Raw genomic sequence first — 16,605 nt, 5'->3', positions numbered from 1 at the left:
ACTGTAGCCTGGGGCGCTACAGTAGCGCACCGTTTCCTCCCTCCATCCATGGCAGCCTCCAAGTCCTCCTCGTCCTCTTCGCGCCTGGCCCTGTGGCTGGGAATCGCCCTGCTGATCATCGTGCTGGACCAATTCAGCAAGACCCTGATCCTGGGCCATTTCCAGCTCGGCGACAGCCGCCATGTGACCGATTTCTTCAACGTCGTGCGGGTCCACAACACCGGCGCGGCCTTCAGCTTCCTGGCCGGCGCCTCGGGCTGGCAGCGCTGGTTCTTCGTCGGGCTGGGCGCGGTGGCCACCGTCTTCATCACCGTGATGCTGCGCCGCCACGGCCACCAGACCCTGTTCGCCTGGGCGCTGTCGCTGATCCTCGGCGGCGCGATCGGCAATGTGGTCGATCGCCTGCTGCACGGCTATGTGGTGGACTTCATCCAGCTGCACTGGGGTGGCTGGTACTTCCCTTCCTTCAATGTGGCCGACAGCGCGATCACGGTCGGTGCCGTGCTGCTGATCTGGGACGAGATCCGCCGCGTCCGCAAGGGCTAGCCCCGCTACACATCTGCTCGCGTCTGGCCTAGGCTCGCGCCATGAGCACCAGCGACGAGCCGGCCGAGACCTCGGCCTTTGACATACAGCTGCGCCCACTGCGCTTTAGCGACCCATTGCGCTGGCTGGCGGCCGGCTGGCGCGACTTCATCCGTGCCCCCGGCATCGGCCTGTTCTACGGCTTTTGCTTCATGGCCATGGGCTGGGCCCTGCTGAAGGTCTACGAACATGCGCCGGCCTACACCTTGGCGCTGTCGGCCGGCTTTCTGCTGATGGGGCCCTTTATGTGCCTGGGCCTGTATCAGGTCAGCATGCGGCTGGAGCGCGGCGAGCAGCCCGACTTTGCCGACTCCATCCTGGCCTGGGAGGCGCGGCTGTCGCAGCTGGCAATCTTCGGCGGCGTGCTGCTGATCCTGGAGATGCTGTGGGGCCGCGCCGCGCTGGTGATCTTCGCGGTCAGCTTCGACGGCATGCCTGATCTGGCCGGCTCGCTGGCCAAATTCCTCGACCCCGAGAACCTCGGCTTCGTCGTCACCTATCTGGGCGTCGGTGCGGTCTTCGCGGGCCTGATCTACGCGGTCAGCGTGGTCTCGATCCCGATGCTGCTGGACCGGCCGGTCGATGCCGTCACCGCCGGCCTGACCAGCCTGCGCCTGGTGCTGAGCCAGACCGGCGTGATGCTGCTGTGGGGCGGCCTGATCACCGTGCTGGTGCTGCTGGCCCTGCTGCCCTGGTTTGCCGGGCTGCTGGTGGTCGGGCCGGTGCTGGGCCATGCCAGCTGGCACGCCTACCGCGCGGCCGTGACGGACTGAACAAGCCGGCACAAATTCTTCATCTCCGCAGCATCCGGCTCACGCCACAATGGAGGGCGTTGCCCTCCTCCTCCGGCCCCTGCCGCCCATGCTTGATTTCTCCAGCTTGACGCATTACGACTGGCTCGATGTGCCCATGTGGGTCTTCGATCCCGAGCGCCAGCGCAATCTCTGGGCCAATGCAGCGGCGCTGAGCTTCTGGAAGGCCGAGAGTGCCGAGGAATTCCTGTCGCGCGACTTCTCCGACACCAGCACTATGGTGCGCGAGCGTCTGGCCGTCACCGCCGCCGACCACGCCCAGGACAAGATCGTGCGCGAGCAGTGGACGCTCTACCCCAAGGGCCAGGCCACCACGGTGCTGCTGGTTTCGCGCGGTATTCGCACACCGGACCGACGCCAGGTGATGCTGTTCGCCGCCGACGCGCTGCCCACCGGGGTCGACAAAAGCATGTTGCGCGGCGTCGAGGCCTTGCAGCACACCTCGGTGCGCATCGCGATGTTCAGCCTGAAGGACGGCAGCGTGCTGATGCGCAACCCGGCCGCCGCCAGCTGCTTCGGTGGCCTAGCCGAGGAGCGTGGCAGCAAGGCCTTCATGGCGATGTTTCCCGAACCCGAGCTGGCGCGGCGCATCTTCGCCCAGGTGCAGCGCGGCCAGACCTTCAGTGCCGATCTGGAACTGCTGACCAGCAGCGGCCGGCGCTGGCACGGCGTCGACGCCCGGCCGATGCGCGACCCGGTCACCGGCGAGCTGGTGATGCAGTTCAATGCCCGCGACATCGCCGATCTGAAGGCCTCGCAGGCCGCGCTGGAGGCCGCCCGCGAGGTGGCCGAGGCGGCCAGCCAGGCCAAGAGCAGCTTCCTGGCCAATATGAGCCATGAGATCCGCACGCCGATGAACGGCGTGCTGGGCTTGACCGAGCTTGTGCTGCAGACCGAGCTCAACGAGCGCCAGCGCAAATTCATCGAGCTGGCCCATACCTCGGCCAAGGGCTTGATGGTCATCATCAACGACCTGCTGGACGTCGCCAAGATCGAAGCCGGCCGCGTCGTCATCGACAGCCAGCCCTTCTCCCTGCACGACTGCCTGCGCGAGGCCCTGCACCCGCTGCTGCTGCATGCGCACGAGAAGAGCATCTCGCTGCATGCCAAGGTGCAGCCGGGCGTGCCGCAGCGCGTGCTGGGCGACGCGCTGCGGCTGCGCCAGGTGCTGGTCAATCTGGTCGGCAATGCGCTGAAGTTCACCGAGAAGGGCGAGGTGCGGCTGGAGGTCCTGCGCCTGGACGAAGACAGCGCGCCGGCCCCGCTGCGCCTGCGCTTCTCGGTGCATGACACCGGCATCGGCATGACGCGCGAGCAGATCGCCCAGGTCTTCGACCCCTTCACCCAGGCCGACGGCAGCATCACCCGGCGCTACGGCGGCACCGGTCTGGGCCTGACCATCGTGCAGCGCCTGGTGGGCCTGATGGGCGGCCAGGTCACGGTGGAGAGCCAGCCCGGCACCGGCTCCTGCTTCAGCTTCGAGCTGGCGATGGCGCGCCTGCCGGCACCCGAGTCGGCGCCCAGTTCACCCTCGCCCCTGCCCTCAGACCAGCAGCACGCCTGAGCCTATGGTCGTGCGGGCCTCGAGCTCGCGGTGCGCCTGCACCACCTGGTCGAGCGCATAGCGCTGCTCGACGTGGATCTTCACCTGGCCGCTGCCGACGACCGAGAACAGATCATCGGCCATCGCCTGTGTGGCTTCGCGCGTGGCCAGGTGGGTGAACAGGGTCGGCCGGGTCACATAGAGCGAACCCTTGGCGGCCAACTGGCCCAGCTGCACCGGCGGCGCAAAGCCCGAGGCATTGCCGAAGCTCACCAGCAGGCCGAAGGTCGCCAGGCTGTTCAGCGAGCCCTCGAAAGTATCCAGGCCCACCGAGTCGTAGACCACCTTGACGCCCTTGCCGCCGGTGATCTCGCGCACCCGCGCGGCGAAGTCCTCGCGCCGGTAGTTGATCGCGTGGCTCGCACCCGAGGCCAGCGCCAGCGCACATTTCTCGTCCGAGCCGGCCGTCGCGATCAGCTGCAGGCCCAGCGCCTTGGCCCATTGGCAGGCGATCAGGCCGACACCGCCGGCGGCGGCATGGAAGAGCACGAAGTCGCCGACCTGCAGACCGCCCTGCGGCAGGGTACGGCGCAGCAGGTATTGCGCGGTCAGGCCCTTGAGCATCATCGCGGCGCCGGTCTCGAACGAGATGGCGTCCGGCAATCGCACCACGCAGCGCGCCGGCATCACGCGCGCCGTGCAGTAGGCGCCGGGTGGCTGGCTGGCATAGGCGGCGCGGTCGCCGACGCTCAGATGCGTGACGCCCTCGCCCACCGCCTCGATGACACCGGCCCCCTCCATGCCCAGGCGGGCGGGCAGCGGCAGCGGGTAAGCGCCGTTGCGGTGGTAGACGTCGATGTAGTTCAGGCCGCAGGCCTGATGGCGGATGCGGATCTCGCCAGGCCCGGGCTCGCCGACCTCGATGTCGACCAGCTGCATCGCCTCCGGTGCGCCAGGCTGCAGGATCTGGACGGCTTTTTCGCGACGGCTCATGCGCTCTCTCCTCAACGTCAATGGATGAATTCCGCTATCGTGCCAGCCTTTGCCCGATCCTGCCGACGCCGCCGATGCTGACCCCGCGCCTTGCCCTGATGCTGACCCTGCCGCCGCTGCTGTGGGCCGGCAATGCGGTGGTCGGCCGGCTGATGGCCGGCAGCGTGCCGCCCTTGCTGCTCAACGCGCTGCGCTGGAGCCTGGTCTTTGTGCTGCTGCTGCCGCTGGCCTGGCGGCTGCTGGCGCAGCCGCAGCAATGGCTCAGCCGCTGGCGCTATCTGGCGCTCAGCGGACTGCTGGGCATGGGCTGCTACAACGCACTGCAGTACCAGGCGCTGCGCAGCTCCACAGCACTGAACGTGACCCTGATCGCCGCCAGCATGCCGGTCTGGATGCTGGCCATCGGCGCGCTGGTCTTCAAGGTGCGGCCCAGCCGCTGGCAGATCGGCGGCGCGCTGCTGTCGCTGATCGGCGTGGCCTTTGTGATCGCGCGCGGTCAGCTCGCCAATCTGGCCCGGGTGCAGTTCGTGCCCGGCGATCTGCTGATGCTGCTGGCGGTGTTCTCCTGGGCGATCTACAGCTGGATGCTGGCGCGCCCCCCGGCCCATATGCTGGGGGATCGAAAACCCGCCTGGAACTGGGCCGAGATCATGATGTCCCAGCTGATCTTCGGCCTCGGTTTCGCCGGGCTGATGGCCGGCGTCGAGCAGGGCTACACCGCGCAGCCCCTGGTCTGGGGGCCAGGTCTTGCGATGGCCCTCGTCTATGTCGCCATCGGCCCCTCGCTGATCGCCTATCGCTGCTGGGGCCAGGGCGTGGCCGAGGCCGGGCCGGCAATGGCGGCCTTCTTCGGCAATCTGACGCCGGTGTTCGCGGCACTGATGTCTACCGCGCTGCTGGGCGAATGGCCGCAGTGGTACCACGGCGTCGCCTTCGCGCTGATCGCGGCGGGCATCGCGGTCTCGGGGCGGCGCTGATCGGCGGATCGCCCCCCAAGCTAGAACCGAGCCGGCGGGCCTCGCCATGCCTAGAATCAGCAGCTGCAACTACAACGGGGGCTCTCAATGACAAAGCATAAACACTCGTGGCTGGCCTTGGCCTGCGGTCTGGCACTGGCGGTCCCGCTGCAGGGCCTGGCGCAGGAACTCGGCAAGGGCGGCTCCAAGGCCACCGGCGGCGTCGGCCCCGATGGCGCCCAGGGCGCCTCGGCCGAGCTGGAGAAATGCGAGGCCCCCAAGGGCACGATCGCGGTGGTCGAGCCGCAGTCGGCGCTGTCGGTGGCGCTGCAGCGCTATCAGCTGGGCTCGCCCACCAGCGTGATCCGCATGCTGATCCAGCAGTCCAACTGCTTCCAGGTGGTCGAGCGCGGCATGGCGATGCAGAACATGATGCAGGAGCGCGCGCTGGCCCAGTCCGGCCAGCTGCAGGCCGACCAGAACATCGGCAAGGGCCAGATGGTGACGGCCGATTTCCTGGTCACGCCCAATGTGGTGTTCAGCGAGAACAATGCCGGCGGCATCGGCGGCGGCCTGCTGGGCGCCTTCGGTGGCAATGCCGGGCGGCTGATCGGCGGCATTGTCGGCGGGCTCAAGTTCAAGCAGGCCCAGACCAGCCTGCTGCTGGCCGACTCGCGCTCCGGCATCCAGGTCGCGGCGGCCGAGGGCAGCGCCGAGAAGGCCGATTTCTCGCTGGGCGGCGCGCTGTTCGGCGGCGGTGGCGGCGCGGCGCTGGGCGGCTATTCCAACACCAATGAGGGCAAGGTCATCGTCGCCTCCTTCATCGACAACTGGAACAACATCGTCCGCTCGATCCGCAACAACCCGTCCTTGATACAGGCCCGCGCCGGCGAGGCCTCGCAGCGCAATGCCGCCACCAGCGTGCAGGCCGGCGCGGCGGCCGAGGGCGATGTGATGGTGCCCAAGATCGGCGGGGCCAAGGTGTTGCGCCAGCCGCGCGAGGGCGCGCCCGAGTTGCAGACCCTGGCACGCAGCGACGAGGTGCTCTACCTCGGCGAAGAGCGCGATGGCTTCCTGAAGGTGCAGTCGGGCAAGGGCGAGGGCTGGATCAAGAAGGTGCTCGTCAAGAAGCAATGACGCCTCCGCCCGGCGATCAGGGGCGCAGCGTCAGCGTGTAGCGCGTCTCGCCGGGCAGGAAGGGCAAGGCCTGACCCTGCAGCCAGGCCTGGTGATCGGCGCGGTAGAACGGCGACAGCGGGTGGCCGGACTGGCCGGCCGGCACGCTCAGAATGCCCCGGGCCTCCTGGCCCGGCGCCACCACCATGCGCTGGGACTGGCCATGCACGCTCTGCTGCACCCGCGGCATATGGCGATCGCCGGCCAGCGGCGTGTCCGGCATGTCCAGCCAGGGGCCCAGCAGCGGCAGGGCCTGGCTCAACGGATGCCTGATCGCGGCGCGGTTCTGCTCGCCCCAGTTGGCGTCGGCCAGCTGGCGGCTGGGCGTGGCTTCGAGGATCTTCTTGCGGCTGTCCAGCACCGCCTGCTCCAGCAGGGCCTGCCACGAGGCCTGCGCCTGCGGCAGCGTGTCGGCACGGCGCGCCTGCAGCAGGGCCCAGCCGGGCGTCTCGGGCGCCAGCTTCAGATCGCGCAGGCGCAGCTGGTGCGACTCCAGCAGGGCCGCCAGCGGCGCGAACAGCTGTTCCAGAACCTGCTCGCGCCAGCCGCGCAACAGCCGGTAGCCGACCGCGTCCGGACCGGCCGCTGCGGCGCTGCGCTCGATGGCGGCGCGGTAGTCCGCCAGGCCATGCTGCTGCACGAACGCCGGCCTCAGCACCTCATCGAGCAGCAGCCGGCGCCAGCGCTGCAGGAACAGCGCGCGGTGGTCGAGCTGGATGTCGTGCAGATCGGCCTCGCCCAGCTTGGGCTTGGCGAACAGGCCGTCGCGGATCTGCTGGCCGCGCGCACCGAGGTCGTAGCCGCCCTCGCCGATCAGGGCCAGCGCCGCGCCGCCGACCGTGCGGGCATTGGCGGTCCAGAGCCGGCCCTCGGCGGGCTTGGCCAGCTGCGGCCAGGCGGGGTCGGCCGCGCCGAGGTAGCCACGCCAGCCCTGGCGGCCATCGCTCCAGTCCTGCGGCACATTCAGATCGTCCAGCTCGCGCTTGGGCAGCGCGGCAGCCAGGGTCCAGCCGATGTGGCCGGCGGCATCGGCCACCAACAGGTTCTGCGCCGGCAGGCCGGCGCCGCGCGCGGCCTGCAGCGCCTGCTCCACCGAGCCGGCCCGCTCCAGGCCCAGCAGGCGCAGATTGAGGCCCTCGACATCGTGGGCCACCCAGCGCAAGGCATGAGCCTCGAAGGGGGCCGCCAGACGTGGGCCCCAGATCGTTTCCTGCACCTCATGCTCGACCGTCGCGCCGCCGGCCACCTCGATGCGCTCGAGATGGCGGCTCAGCGGCAGCTCGCCCTGCGGGCTCTGGTAATGGCTGCCGGCGGCGTTGAGCTTGAGCACCACGACATCGGCCCAGTCGGCCGTGGCATTGGTGAAGCCCCAGGCCACGGCGCCATTGCTGCCGGCCACGATGGCCGGCGTGCCCGGCAGGCTGACGCCGGTGACCTGGTGGGAGCGCCCGGCCTCGGTCCAGCGCAGCTGGGCCTTGAACCAGATCGCCGGCACGCGCAGGCCCAGATGCATATCGTCGGCCAGGATGGCCGCGCCATGCGGGCTCAGCGCGCCGCTGACGGCGAAGTTGTTGCTGCCGATATCGCGGCTGTCCTGCAGCCCGCAGTCGCCCCGGCAGGCCAGCTTGGCGGCGCGCAGCGCCTCGGGCAGCGGCGTGGCCGGCACCGCCACCGGCTGCACACGGCTGCCGTCGATCGCTGCCTGCCAGTCGCTGCTGTGCTGGGTCAGGAAGGCATACCAGTCGGGGGGCACACTGTGCTTCAGCACACCCATCGCCAGATCGTCGCGGCCCTGCGAGGACTGCAGGTCCAGATACATGCTGTAGATCACCAGCAGCGAATCGGTGCTCTGCCAGGGCCGGGGCTCCTGGCGCAGGATCAGGTACTCGAAGGGCCACGCGCCCAGGGCCGCCAGGCCCTCGTTGACGCCGGCCGTGTAGGCGTCGAGCAGGCTGCGCTGCTCGGCCGGCAGGGCCGCCAGCGCCACCGCGGCGCGGTGGCGGAAGCGGTGCAGCCGGCGTCCCTGGTCTAGCGGCAGCGCCTTGGCGCCGAACAGCGCGGCCAGCTCGCCGGCCGCGTTGCGCCGCATCAGGTCCATCTGGAAGAAGCGTTCCTGGGCATGGCTGTAGCCCAGGGCCTGCGCCGCGTCGGCCCGGTTGGCCGCGCCGATGCTCAGGTAGCCGCGCTCGTCGCGCGTCAGCGCCACCGCCGCGCTGACCGCGCTGCGCGCCTCGCCTTCGTAGGCCGGCAGGCTGGCGCGCAAGGCCAGCCAGGCGGCCAGTGCGATCAGCAGCACCAGGGCCAGCAGGCCCAGCAGCAGTCGGCGCAGCCAGCGCATCAGAAGGTGCCGGGGTAGGCGCCGCCGTCGAGCAGGATGTTCTGCCCGGTCAGATAGCCGGCCTGGGCGCTGCACAGCATCGCGCAGATCGCGCCGAACTCGGCGGCCGAGCCGAAGCGCTGGGCCGGGATGGTGACGCGGCGCTTGGCCGCCATCTCCTCGGCCGAGACACCGCTCTTGGCCGCGCCGGCCACCATGGTCTTCTGCAGGCGCTCGGTATCGAAGGCGCCGGGCAGCAGATTGTTGATCGTCACATTGCGGCCGGCGATGCGGGCCTGGCGGGCGATGCCGGCGACGAAGCCGGTCAGGCCCGAGCGCGCGCCGTTGCTCAAACCCAGCACATCGATCGGCGCCTTGACCGCGCCCGAGGTGATGTTGACGATGCGGCCGAAGCCGCGCTCGCCCATGCCGTCCACCGTGGCCTTGATGAGCGCGATCGGGGTCAGCATGTTCGCGTCCAGCGCGGCGATCCACTGCTCACGGTCCCAGTCGCGGAAATCGCCGGGCGGCGGACCGCCGGCGTTGTTGACCAGGATGTCGACCTGCGGGCAGGCCGCCAGCGCCGCCGCGCGGCCCTCGGCGGTGGCGATGTCGCCGGCCACCGTGCGCACTTCGACGGCGGGGTTCATTGCCCGCAGCGCCGCGGCGGTGGCCTCCAGCGTCTCGGCGCCGCGCGCCGTGATCACCACATTGACGCCCTCGCCCACCAGGGCCTCGGCGCAGCCGCGCCCCAATCCCTTGCTGGCCGCGCACACCAGGGCCCAGCGGCCATTCAGTCCGAAATCCATTGCTCTATCTCCACTTGGTCAACAGCCACACCCCGCCCATCACCAGCACCGTGCCGGCAGCCACCCAGGGGGTGAAGGGCTCGCCGAGTATCCACACGCCCATCAGGATGGTGGACATCGGCCCAATCATGCCGGTCTGCGCCGCCATCGTCGCACCGATGCGCTCGATCGCCATCATCACCATCAGCACCGGCGCGAAAGTGCAGGCGGTGGCGTTCAGCAGCGACAGCCACAGCACCTCGGGAGCCAGGCTCGCCAGCGAGCCCAGCGGGCGCAAGAGCAGGAACTGCGCGATGCACAGCAGGCAGGCCACCGTGGTCGCCAGCCCGGTCAGGCGCAGCGCGCCCAGGCGCTTGACCTCCTCGCCGCTGTAGACCAGGTAGAGCGCATAGCTCAGCGCGCTGCCGAACACCAGGGCCGCGCCCAGCAGCACATCGCTGCCCTGCAACTGCAGCTCCTGGCCGAACACCAGCAGCACGCCGGCATAGCTGACCGCCAGCGCGATCAGCTGGCGGCCGGTGACCCGGCGCCGGAACAGCACCCAGCCCAGGAAGAGCACGATGGTCGGGTTCAAATAGAGGATCAGGCGCTCGAAGCTGGCGCTGATATAGGCCAGGCCGGCGAAGTCCAGAAAGCTCGCCAGGTAGTAGCCCGAGAAGCCCAGGCCCAGGATCACCAGCCAGTCGCGCCGGGTCAGCGGGGGTTTGCCGCGACCGGCCCACCAGCTCAGGACCAGGAACAGCGGCAGCGCGAACACCATGCGCAGCATGATCAGGGTCACCGCATCGACGCCGTGGCGATAGGCCAGCTTGACGATGATGGCCTTGCCGGAGAACGCGATCGCGCCCAGCGAGGCCAGCAAAAGGCCCGGCCACAAGGGGGAAACGGCAGCGGGCGCGGTAGGGCTGGACATGGGCCGCCGATTCTAGGGTGCCTGCGCACCCGACCCGGCCGCAACCTGCGCTGCCGGGCGGCTGGCGCGCAGCATGAGCGGCCCGCCCTGCCTGCCACCGAGGCGACAGCCCGCCCCCCAGGCGCAAGAAAGCGTCGCCCGGTGTGAACTTGTGCCGGGCCGATTCGCCAAGATAGGTAACAATTGGTATTAGTTTGGTTACATATAAAAATACCAATGGTTCAAATTGGCGTTAGTTCTCGGGGGAGAGAAAACAATATGCACATGCTTCACAAATCCGGCCGACAAGGCGGTTTCACCTTGGTCGAACTGATGATTGCCGTCGTCGTGGCCGGCATCCTGGCCGCCGTCGCCGTGCCCGCCTACACCAGCTTCATCGCCAAGAGCCGGGCCAAGGACGCCAGCGCCGACCTCGCCGCGCTGGCGCTGAACATGGAAAACAGCTTCCAGCTGCAGCTGCGCTATCCGGTCCATGCCGACAAGACCGCCGCCACCACCACGCTTTTCAAGGGCTGGGCCCCGACCCAGGCCGGCCATTTCAGCTACAGCCTGGCCAGCGATGCCAGCAGCTACACCCTGACCGCCACCGGCAAGGGCAGTCTCTCCGGCTGCGTGCTGACCCTGGGCCATGACAACCGCCGCGGCGCCAGCAGCGCCTGCGGCTTCAGCGCATGGTGAGACGGCACGGCCAGCGCGGCATCGGCCTGATCGAGCTGATGGTGGTGGTCGCCCTGATGCTGCTGCTGGCCCTGGGCGGCAGCGCGCTGACCGCCAGCTGGGTCGACCAGGCCGCGATGCGCCAGAGCCAGGCCCAGCTGCGCCAGGCCATGGCCGAGCTCAAGGCCCAGGCCTTGCGCAACCCCGAGGCCCGGCCGATGGGCGAGGCGGCGGCCGTGCTGCTGAGCCTGCCCGGCCGGCTGTGCGTGCATCGCGGTCGACCCGATGAACTGGCCTGCGCCGGCGCACGCTGGCAGGCCACCCCCCCGGCCCGCATCCAGCTGGCCGAGCAGGACAGCGCCTGCCTGGCGATGGACAGCGCCGGCCAGCTGCTCGACAGCGCGGTCGGTTCAGGGCTGTGCACCACCGAGCTGGCCTATCGCATAGCCCGACACAAGGAGGAGCCCGTCAATGGCTGGCTTGAATAGAAAGAGAACCCAGCGCGGCGCCAGCCTGGTCGAGGCCATGGTGGCGGTGCTGCTGCTGGGCGTGATCGGCCTGGGCCTGGTCTACGCGCTGAGCCGCACCCTGGTCGCCCACAAATACCACAAGGCCCAGAGCCTGGCGGTGCAAGGCATCAGGGCCGAGCTGCAAAGCGCCGGCCTGGCCGGCGGCTGCCCGGCCAGCGGCACGGCCACCCGCAGCAGCGATCTGCAGCTGGGGGCGACGCTGAGCATCAGCGATGTGCAGAAGACCTGCATCGTGACGCCGGTGACCGTCAGCATTGCCGGCAGCAGCAAAAGCGTCACGCTGGCCCAGGTGCTGTATGAACTCGACGCCGAAACCCTGCTGGGTCCCGGCACGCTGACACTGAGGAATTGACGCGATGGCAGGGACGAAGAGGCCGCAGCGCCAGGCCGGCACCAGCCTGATCGGCTTGATGGTGGGCATGGTGATCGCGCTGCTGGCGGTGGTCGGCGGCATGAGCCTGTACCGCAGCACCGTGCAGCAGTTGATGAAGGATGGCGGCCTGGTGAAGAGCAGCAGCCAGGACGGCCAGCTGGCCTCGGGCCTGCTGAGCGCGCAGATCGCCTTGCAGGCGGCCGGCTACGGCATCAAGGGCGCGGCCAGCGACAGCCATCTGATCCTCCTGCGCGAGGCGGCGCTCAGCGGCGCACGCCTGAGCGGCCAGACCCAGGCGCTCAGCAGTGCGGCGGCGGCCGGCAATGCCCTGGTCTGGATCAGCAACCCCACGCTGTCGGCCGACCCGGCCCAGCAGGTCTGCCATGCACTGCTGGCCGAGCCCGACAGCCGCGCCCTGCTGCTGCTGCGCGCCGAGGGCAGCTGCCATCCGCTGGCCACGCGCTGGAACCAGCTCGAATGGGCCCGACGCAGCCTGGTGGCGGCCGAGCAGCTCAGCGAGCCGGTGGGCATCGCGGCGCGGCGCGCGGCCGGCTGCTGGCCTTATGGCGCGCTGCCCGAGGCGATGACCGGCATGGCGGCGCCAAGCGCGCCGGTCGAGGTCAGCCTCGCCTATGCGGGCAGCGTCAGCGGCGCCAGCAATCGTTACACCTCCTGCCTGGCCAACCTCATCCAATGACACGCAAGACTCCTCTCTCAGCGCCGCAGCGCGGCGTGGCCTCGGTGCTGTTCATGATGCTGTTGGGCCTGGGCCTGGCCGGCCTGGTGTTCGGCGCGGTCTATGCGGTCAGCGGCTCGCAGTCACAGGCCCGCACCGTCCATGCCCAGACCCAGGCGCAGCTGAAGGCCTGGGGCGGCGCCGAGGCGCTGCGCCAGTATCTCTACCAGCTCGGCGCGGCCAAGGCGGCCGAGCTGGAGGCCGGCAGCGCGGTGGCGTTCACCGGCCTGGACGGCGTCAGCGCCGGCATCAGCACGGTCAGCGCCGCCGACCCCGACTGCGAGGGCGCCACCAAGGTCGCGGCCCAGCTCACCGGCAGCAGCGGCGGCGCCAATGCCTTGCTGGCCCTGGTCTATTGCGCCAGCGGCAAGCCCGGTGGCGGCGGCACCTCGGGCAGCGATGCGATCAATATCAAGGGCAATCTGGACCTGTCCGGCGATCTGCAGGTGCTGGGCGACGACAAGGCCCGGCTGATCGTCGACGGCAGGGTCAGCGGCGCCGGCAGCCTCAGCGGCATCAACCACCTCTATGCCTCCGACAGCGTCACGCTGGGTGGCAGCACCAGCATCGCGACGGTGTTCTCCGAAGGCAGCATCACGCTCAGCGGTAGCGGCAGCTACAACAAGCTCAGCGCGATGCGGGACATCACGCTCAAGGGCGGCGTATCGGCCGGCACGCTGACGGCCAACGGCGCGGTCAGCCTGGAGAGCAACCAGGTGGTGGCCGTGTCGGCGATCGGCGATGTGCAGCTGGGCAGCGCCAGCGTCAGCATGCTCAAGACCCAGGGCAATGCCAGCGGCAGCAATGCCAAGATCACGGCCGAAGCCCTGGTGCAGGGCAGCTATAGCGAGGGCAGCAACGGCGCGGTGGCCAGCGGCCAGTATGGCCAGAGCCTGACGAAGCCAGGCTGGAACAGCCAAGTCGTGATGAGCCGCGTGGCCGGCCTGCGGGTGGCCCTGACGGCGCTGACCCCGACCACGATCAGCTCGCCCCGCATCGACGCCTACGAGTACCGTGCCGCCTCGAACTATCAGTTCGAACGCGACGCCGACAACCGCACGGTGGTGACCGTCAACCAGGTCAGCGGCATTCCCGACGGCCGCTACTTCCTGGCCGGCAGCGGCGCCAACCAGGACTGGCTGTGCAGCAGCGCCAGCTATGCCGCCGCCAGCTGCGTGGCCAAGATCTGTGCCGGCCACTCCAACTACAACAGCTGCCTGAGCTACGACACCGTCAGCCAGACCTGGATGCTGGCCGGCACCAGCATGGCGCCGGGCGTGGCCTGGTTCAAGGGCAATCTGGTCGCCGGCCAGGGCGACTACGCGAACAGCTTCATCGCCACCGGCGATATCAAGACCGCCGGCAACAACACGACCGAGGCGCTCAACTACGCCGGCTACGCCAAGGTCTGCAACAACAGCCTCTTTGCCGGCCTGGCGCCACGGGCTTATTGCAGCAGCGCCGAGCTGAAGCCGCAGCCGCTAGGCAATATCGCCTTCGCGGCCGGCGGCTATGTCGGCGCCAGCTACAGCGGCGGCCGCATCGACCTGACCGCCGCCAACCATGTCTATGGCGATGTGCTGGCCGGCGATCTGCTGCTGACCGGCGGCAACACCACCGTGCACGGCCATGTGGTGGCCGCCCGCATGGGCAATCACGGCGGCAACAACGCCTTCGGTGCCAGCACCAAGATCGACCTGCGCAATCTGCCCAGCACCTTCAAGCCCGGCGAGAACCCGCTCAAAGTCGGCCAACCGGCCAGCGCGAAGCTGCTGTGGTCGAGCTATCGATAGACGGGTCGACCGGCCAGGTTCAGGGCAGCAAAGTGCTGCCGCACAGCTCGATCCATTGCCGCCCACGAAAGCACGCGCCGAGCAGGTGCTCGCGATCCCAGGGAACCTCGTAGCAGAGCTCGGTCGCCATCTCGTCATCGAGCGGCACGACGACGACGGCCACCAGCGAGGCCTTGCGCAAGGCCTCGGCGGGATCGCTGAGCTCCGCCAACCCATCGTCATCGGGCCGCAACTCGCCGGCTCGAACCGCCTCGGCATAAGGCTCGTAATGCTCGAACAAGGCCTGCTGCAGCGAGTGGCGAACAGCCGCGAAATTCTCGGCCAACGTCAACGCCTGCGAGAGCGCCTGCGCATCAGGCCCTTTGCGCGTTCCACCGAGCACCAAAGGCACCCGGCCATACGGGGAGAGGCTGATCTCGCCGCGCCAGCAGCCTCGCCGCCAGCCCAGCACGCCGAGTTGCGGATGATCGAGATCCGAAGTCTTGAACAAACCAAACATCGTGAGCCCCCTCCTTCAGGCTCGATGGCCTGCCTGCGATTGACGACCGGTGGCGGCGCCCTCAGCGCCAGAACTTCCCATCCGGCCCGATGATGGCCAGATCGGCGTAGTCCAGGCCGGTGTGGTCGCTGCTGCTGAAATGCAGTTCGAGGCCGCCCAGATCGTATTTGCCGAGCCCGTCGAGCGCGCGCACCAGGCTGGCGCGGCTGAGGTCCTTGCCGGCCTTGCGCAGGCCGGCCACCAGCACCTTGGCGGCGGCGAAGCCCTCCAGATTGGAGGGGGTCAACTCGGCCAGGCCGGCGGCCTTGGCCAGCTCGTGGGCCTCGCGGATCATCGGCGTGTTCAGCGAGCGCTCGGACGGGAAGACCTGGCTGACGATGACGCCACGGCCGAGCTTGTCCAGCCGTTTGACGAAGCCCGCCGAGGCATTGTTGGACAGCGTCGCCACCTGCGCATTCGAGCCGGCGGCGCGCAGCGCCTGGATGCCCTCGACCACCGTGTCGCCCGAGCCGATGAAGAGCAAGGCCTGCACATCGGCCTTGGCCAGCTGTGCCATCAAGGGCGCCAGATCCGGCTTGACGCGCGGGAACACCAGATGGGCGACCGCCTGCAGCTTGGCCACCTGCAGGCCCTTGAGCGCACCGGTGGCGGCATCGGCGCCAAAGCTGTCATCGACCTGGGCCAGCGCGATGCGGCTGACCCCCATGCCGACCAGATGCTGGATCGCGCGCTCGGCCTCGCGCTGGTAGGTCGCGCGCACGTTGAACACATAAGGATTGACCGGCTTGTGCAGCAGCATCGCGCCGGTCGACGGTGCGACCAGGGCCAGCTTGTGCTCGGCCAGCAGCGGCAGGATGGCCTGGCTGTGCGGCGTGCCGCGGTTCAGGAACAGCGCGAGCACGCCCTGCTCGATCAGCTTCTTGGCGTTCTCGGCCGCCAGCGGCGGCTCGAACTTGTCGTCCAGCGAGATCAGCTCGATGCTCTGGCCATTGATGCCGCCGGCGGCATTGACCGAGTTCAGATAGAGCTTGGCGCCATCGGTCGTCTCCTTGACCCCGGCCGCCACCGGCCCGCTGAAACCGGCGGTCTGGCCGATCTTGATCTGGGCCCAGGCCCCGGCCGTCAGTCCCAGACCGCAGCACAGGGCTATCGCAACAGAACGCAGGCGCATGGGTGTCTCCCTTTTGATTGGGGGCGATTGTGGCAAAGCCGCTCGACACCCAGCCGCGCAAAAGCGGGCTAAATGTGAGCAATTGGTCACGCCGGCCAGTGGCGGGCCAGCAGCGGCGCCAGGTCCGCCTCGGCCTCGATGCGCCGCAGCAGCGCATGGAAATCGGGCCGCTGCTTCGCCAGATGCGCGCGCGCGCCCGACCAGCGCGACACCACCACGGCCATGAAGTCCAGCGCGCCGGTACGCTCGCCGTTCAGAAAGGGGGCGGCCGGAAACTGATCGGCAAAGATCTCCCATTGGCGATGCAGCTGCGCGCGCGCGCCACGCTGGATGCGCTCGCGGATGTCGGCATCGGCCTCGGCACACACGCGTTCGGGAAAGTCGATCACACCGATGCTCGCATAGCAGTTGGCGGCAATGAAGACCAGGCCGCGCAGCGCCTGGGCCCGTGCCGCCGGCTCGCTCGACAGCAGCCCGGCTTCGGGATGGACCAGGCCCAGATGGATCAGGATGGCGGCGCTCTCGCTGAGCACGGCGCCGTCCGGCAGCAGCAGAGTCGGGATCTGCAGCAGAGGATTGTGGCGGCGCAGCTCGGCCTGCTCGGAGTCGGGTTCCCAGGACGAGGCGCGGCGCAGCTGCCAGGGCTGGCCGATGCGCTCCAGCGCCATTTCTATCATCGCCGAGCCTGAGCCCGGGCTGCCGAACAAGGTGTACATGGGAGTGCTCTGGCTGCGTACCGACG

Annotated in this window: 17 protein-coding genes; 10 read left to right on the top strand and 7 right to left on the bottom strand. The window is 69.2% G+C overall.

The annotated features are described in order from the left end of the window. The first annotated feature begins 48 nt into the window (after positions 1 to 48). The 3 genes from lspA (at position 49) to ABGI63_RS14365 (ending at position 2,961) form a co-directional block, all read left to right on the top strand. Entirely contained in the window at positions 49 to 546 is a 498-nt protein-coding gene (gene lspA / locus ABGI63_RS14375; RefSeq protein WP_349743081.1) for a signal peptidase II, read from the top strand. A 41-nt stretch (positions 547 to 587) separates the two neighbouring features. After that, on the top strand, positions 588 to 1,358 hold the full coding sequence (locus ABGI63_RS14370) for a DUF2189 domain-containing protein (protein WP_349743080.1): 771 nt from the start codon (positions 588 to 590) through the stop codon (positions 1,356 to 1,358). Between the two features lie 88 nt (positions 1,359 to 1,446). After that, on the top strand, positions 1,447 to 2,961 hold the full coding sequence (locus ABGI63_RS14365; RefSeq protein ID WP_349743079.1) for a hybrid sensor histidine kinase/response regulator: 1,515 nt from the start codon (positions 1,447 to 1,449) through the stop codon (positions 2,959 to 2,961). Here the strand turns inward: ABGI63_RS14365 and ABGI63_RS14360 are convergent. Then, entirely contained in the window at positions 2,941 to 3,933 is a 993-nt protein-coding gene (locus tag ABGI63_RS14360) for a quinone oxidoreductase family protein (protein WP_349743078.1), read from the bottom strand. The genes ABGI63_RS14365 and ABGI63_RS14360 overlap by 21 nt on opposite strands. Positions 3,934 to 3,953: 20 nt before the next feature. Here ABGI63_RS14360 and ABGI63_RS14355 point away from each other — a divergent pair, with 20 nt between their 5' ends. Next, complete coding sequence (locus tag ABGI63_RS14355) at positions 3,954 to 4,910, top strand: DMT family transporter (protein ID WP_349743077.1); 957 nt, start codon at positions 3,954 to 3,956, stop codon at positions 4,908 to 4,910. 87 nt (positions 4,911 to 4,997) lie between these two features. Then, positions 4,998 to 6,026 (top strand): CsgG/HfaB family protein, encoded by a 1,029-nt coding sequence (locus ABGI63_RS14350; RefSeq protein ID WP_262970530.1) that lies wholly within the window; start codon positions 4,998 to 5,000, stop codon positions 6,024 to 6,026. A gap of 16 nt (positions 6,027 to 6,042) precedes the next feature. On the opposite strand, the gene ABGI63_RS14345 is transcribed toward ABGI63_RS14350, so the two are convergent. From ABGI63_RS14345 to ABGI63_RS14335, 3 genes are read right to left on the bottom strand one after another with little or no spacing between them, the layout of a single operon-like run. Beyond that, positions 6,043 to 8,403, bottom strand: a complete 2,361-nt coding sequence (locus ABGI63_RS14345; protein WP_349743076.1) for a penicillin acylase family protein — start codon at positions 8,401 to 8,403, stop codon at positions 6,043 to 6,045. Further along, entirely contained in the window at positions 8,403 to 9,191 is a 789-nt protein-coding gene (locus ABGI63_RS14340) for an SDR family oxidoreductase (protein ID WP_349743075.1), read from the bottom strand. The genes ABGI63_RS14345 and ABGI63_RS14340 overlap by 1 nt, the downstream gene beginning before the upstream one ends. Positions 9,192 to 9,195: 4 nt before the next feature. Next, positions 9,196 to 10,104 (bottom strand): DMT family transporter, encoded by a 909-nt coding sequence (locus tag ABGI63_RS14335; protein ID WP_349743074.1) that lies wholly within the window; start codon positions 10,102 to 10,104, stop codon positions 9,196 to 9,198. Between the two features lie 264 nt (positions 10,105 to 10,368). Between ABGI63_RS14335 and ABGI63_RS14330 the strand changes: the two genes are divergently transcribed. Genes ABGI63_RS14330 through ABGI63_RS14310 form a run of 5 tightly spaced genes read left to right on the top strand, consistent with a single transcriptional unit; the run spans position 10,369 to position 14,193 of the window. Further along, positions 10,369 to 10,782, top strand: coding sequence for a type IV pilin protein (locus ABGI63_RS14330; RefSeq protein ID WP_349743073.1), 414 nt, complete (start codon positions 10,369 to 10,371; stop codon positions 10,780 to 10,782). Then, positions 10,776 to 11,249 (top strand): prepilin-type N-terminal cleavage/methylation domain-containing protein, encoded by a 474-nt coding sequence (locus ABGI63_RS14325; RefSeq protein ID WP_349743072.1) that lies wholly within the window; start codon positions 10,776 to 10,778, stop codon positions 11,247 to 11,249. Before ABGI63_RS14330 ends, ABGI63_RS14325 begins: the two co-directional genes overlap by 7 nt. Next, entirely contained in the window at positions 11,233 to 11,643 is a 411-nt protein-coding gene (locus ABGI63_RS14320) for a prepilin-type N-terminal cleavage/methylation domain-containing protein (protein WP_349743071.1), read from the top strand. The genes ABGI63_RS14325 and ABGI63_RS14320 overlap by 17 nt, the downstream gene beginning before the upstream one ends. A 4-nt stretch (positions 11,644 to 11,647) precedes the next feature. Further along, positions 11,648 to 12,361: a PilW family protein gene (locus ABGI63_RS14315; protein WP_349743070.1), complete on the top strand. Its 714-nt coding sequence runs from the start codon at positions 11,648 to 11,650 to the stop codon at positions 12,359 to 12,361. After that, a complete protein-coding gene (locus ABGI63_RS14310) occupies positions 12,358 to 14,193 on the top strand; it encodes a hypothetical protein (protein ID WP_349743069.1) in 1,836 nt (611 codons plus the stop codon). The genes ABGI63_RS14315 and ABGI63_RS14310 overlap by 4 nt, the downstream gene beginning before the upstream one ends. Positions 14,194 to 14,212: 19 nt before the next feature. Here ABGI63_RS14310 and ABGI63_RS14305 read toward each other — a convergent pair whose 3' ends face one another. From ABGI63_RS14305 to ABGI63_RS14295, 3 genes are all read right to left on the bottom strand, one after another. Then, entirely contained in the window at positions 14,213 to 14,692 is a 480-nt protein-coding gene (locus tag ABGI63_RS14305; RefSeq protein ID WP_349743067.1) for a DUF6985 domain-containing protein, read from the bottom strand. Between the two features lie 61 nt (positions 14,693 to 14,753). Then, the gene (locus ABGI63_RS14300) at positions 14,754 to 15,863 is read right to left on the bottom strand and encodes an ABC transporter substrate-binding protein (protein ID WP_349743065.1); all 1,110 of its coding nucleotides are present in this window, start codon (positions 15,861 to 15,863) and stop codon (positions 14,754 to 14,756) included. An 86-nt stretch (positions 15,864 to 15,949) separates the two neighbouring features. After that, positions 15,950 to 16,579 (bottom strand): glutathione S-transferase family protein, encoded by a 630-nt coding sequence (locus ABGI63_RS14295; RefSeq protein WP_349743063.1) that lies wholly within the window; start codon positions 16,577 to 16,579, stop codon positions 15,950 to 15,952. Between the last annotated feature and the right edge of the window lie 26 nt (positions 16,580 to 16,605).

This window comes from Roseateles cavernae (assembly GCF_040187885.1).
GTDB classification, from domain to species: domain Bacteria; phylum Pseudomonadota; class Gammaproteobacteria; order Burkholderiales; family Burkholderiaceae_C; genus Roseateles_E; species Roseateles_E cavernae.
The sequence above is the reverse complement of the archived record's forward strand: the minus strand, read 5'-3'. Positions and strand labels throughout refer to the sequence as shown.

Bases quoted from the DNA above. Each gene is read 5' to 3' on its own strand.
- ABGI63_RS14335 (WP_349743074.1), bottom strand. From the start codon at position 10,104: ATGTCCAGCCCTACCGCGCCCGCTGCCGTTTCCCCCTTGTGGCCGGGC.
- ABGI63_RS14345 (WP_349743076.1), bottom strand. From the start codon at position 8,403: ATGCGCTGGCTGCGCCGACTGCTGCTGGGCCTGCTGGCCCTGGTGCTG.
- ABGI63_RS14300 (WP_349743065.1), bottom strand. From the start codon at position 15,863: ATGCGCCTGCGTTCTGTTGCGATAGCCCTGTGCTGCGGTCTGGGACTG.
- ABGI63_RS14370 (WP_349743080.1), top strand. From the start codon at position 588: ATGAGCACCAGCGACGAGCCGGCCGAGACCTCGGCCTTTGACATACAG.
- ABGI63_RS14340 (WP_349743075.1), bottom strand. From the start codon at position 9,191: ATGGATTTCGGACTGAATGGCCGCTGGGCCCTGGTGTGCGCGGCCAGC.
- ABGI63_RS14355 (WP_349743077.1), top strand. From the start codon at position 3,954: ATGGATGAATTCCGCTATCGTGCCAGCCTTTGCCCGATCCTGCCGACG.
- ABGI63_RS14330 (WP_349743073.1), top strand. From the start codon at position 10,369: ATGCTTCACAAATCCGGCCGACAAGGCGGTTTCACCTTGGTCGAACTG.
- ABGI63_RS14360 (WP_349743078.1), bottom strand. From the start codon at position 3,933: ATGAGCCGTCGCGAAAAAGCCGTCCAGATCCTGCAGCCTGGCGCACCG.
- ABGI63_RS14365 (WP_349743079.1), top strand. From the start codon at position 1,447: ATGCTTGATTTCTCCAGCTTGACGCATTACGACTGGCTCGATGTGCCC.
- ABGI63_RS14315 (WP_349743070.1), top strand. From the start codon at position 11,648: ATGGCAGGGACGAAGAGGCCGCAGCGCCAGGCCGGCACCAGCCTGATC.
- ABGI63_RS14350 (WP_262970530.1), top strand. From the start codon at position 4,998: ATGACAAAGCATAAACACTCGTGGCTGGCCTTGGCCTGCGGTCTGGCA.
- lspA (WP_349743081.1), top strand. From the start codon at position 49: ATGGCAGCCTCCAAGTCCTCCTCGTCCTCTTCGCGCCTGGCCCTGTGG.
- ABGI63_RS14325 (WP_349743072.1), top strand. From the start codon at position 10,776: ATGGTGAGACGGCACGGCCAGCGCGGCATCGGCCTGATCGAGCTGATG.
- ABGI63_RS14310 (WP_349743069.1), top strand. From the start codon at position 12,358: ATGACACGCAAGACTCCTCTCTCAGCGCCGCAGCGCGGCGTGGCCTCG.
- ABGI63_RS14320 (WP_349743071.1), top strand. From the start codon at position 11,233: ATGGCTGGCTTGAATAGAAAGAGAACCCAGCGCGGCGCCAGCCTGGTC.
- ABGI63_RS14305 (WP_349743067.1), bottom strand. From the start codon at position 14,692: ATGTTTGGTTTGTTCAAGACTTCGGATCTCGATCATCCGCAACTCGGC.
- ABGI63_RS14295 (WP_349743063.1), bottom strand. From the start codon at position 16,579: ATGTACACCTTGTTCGGCAGCCCGGGCTCAGGCTCGGCGATGATAGAA.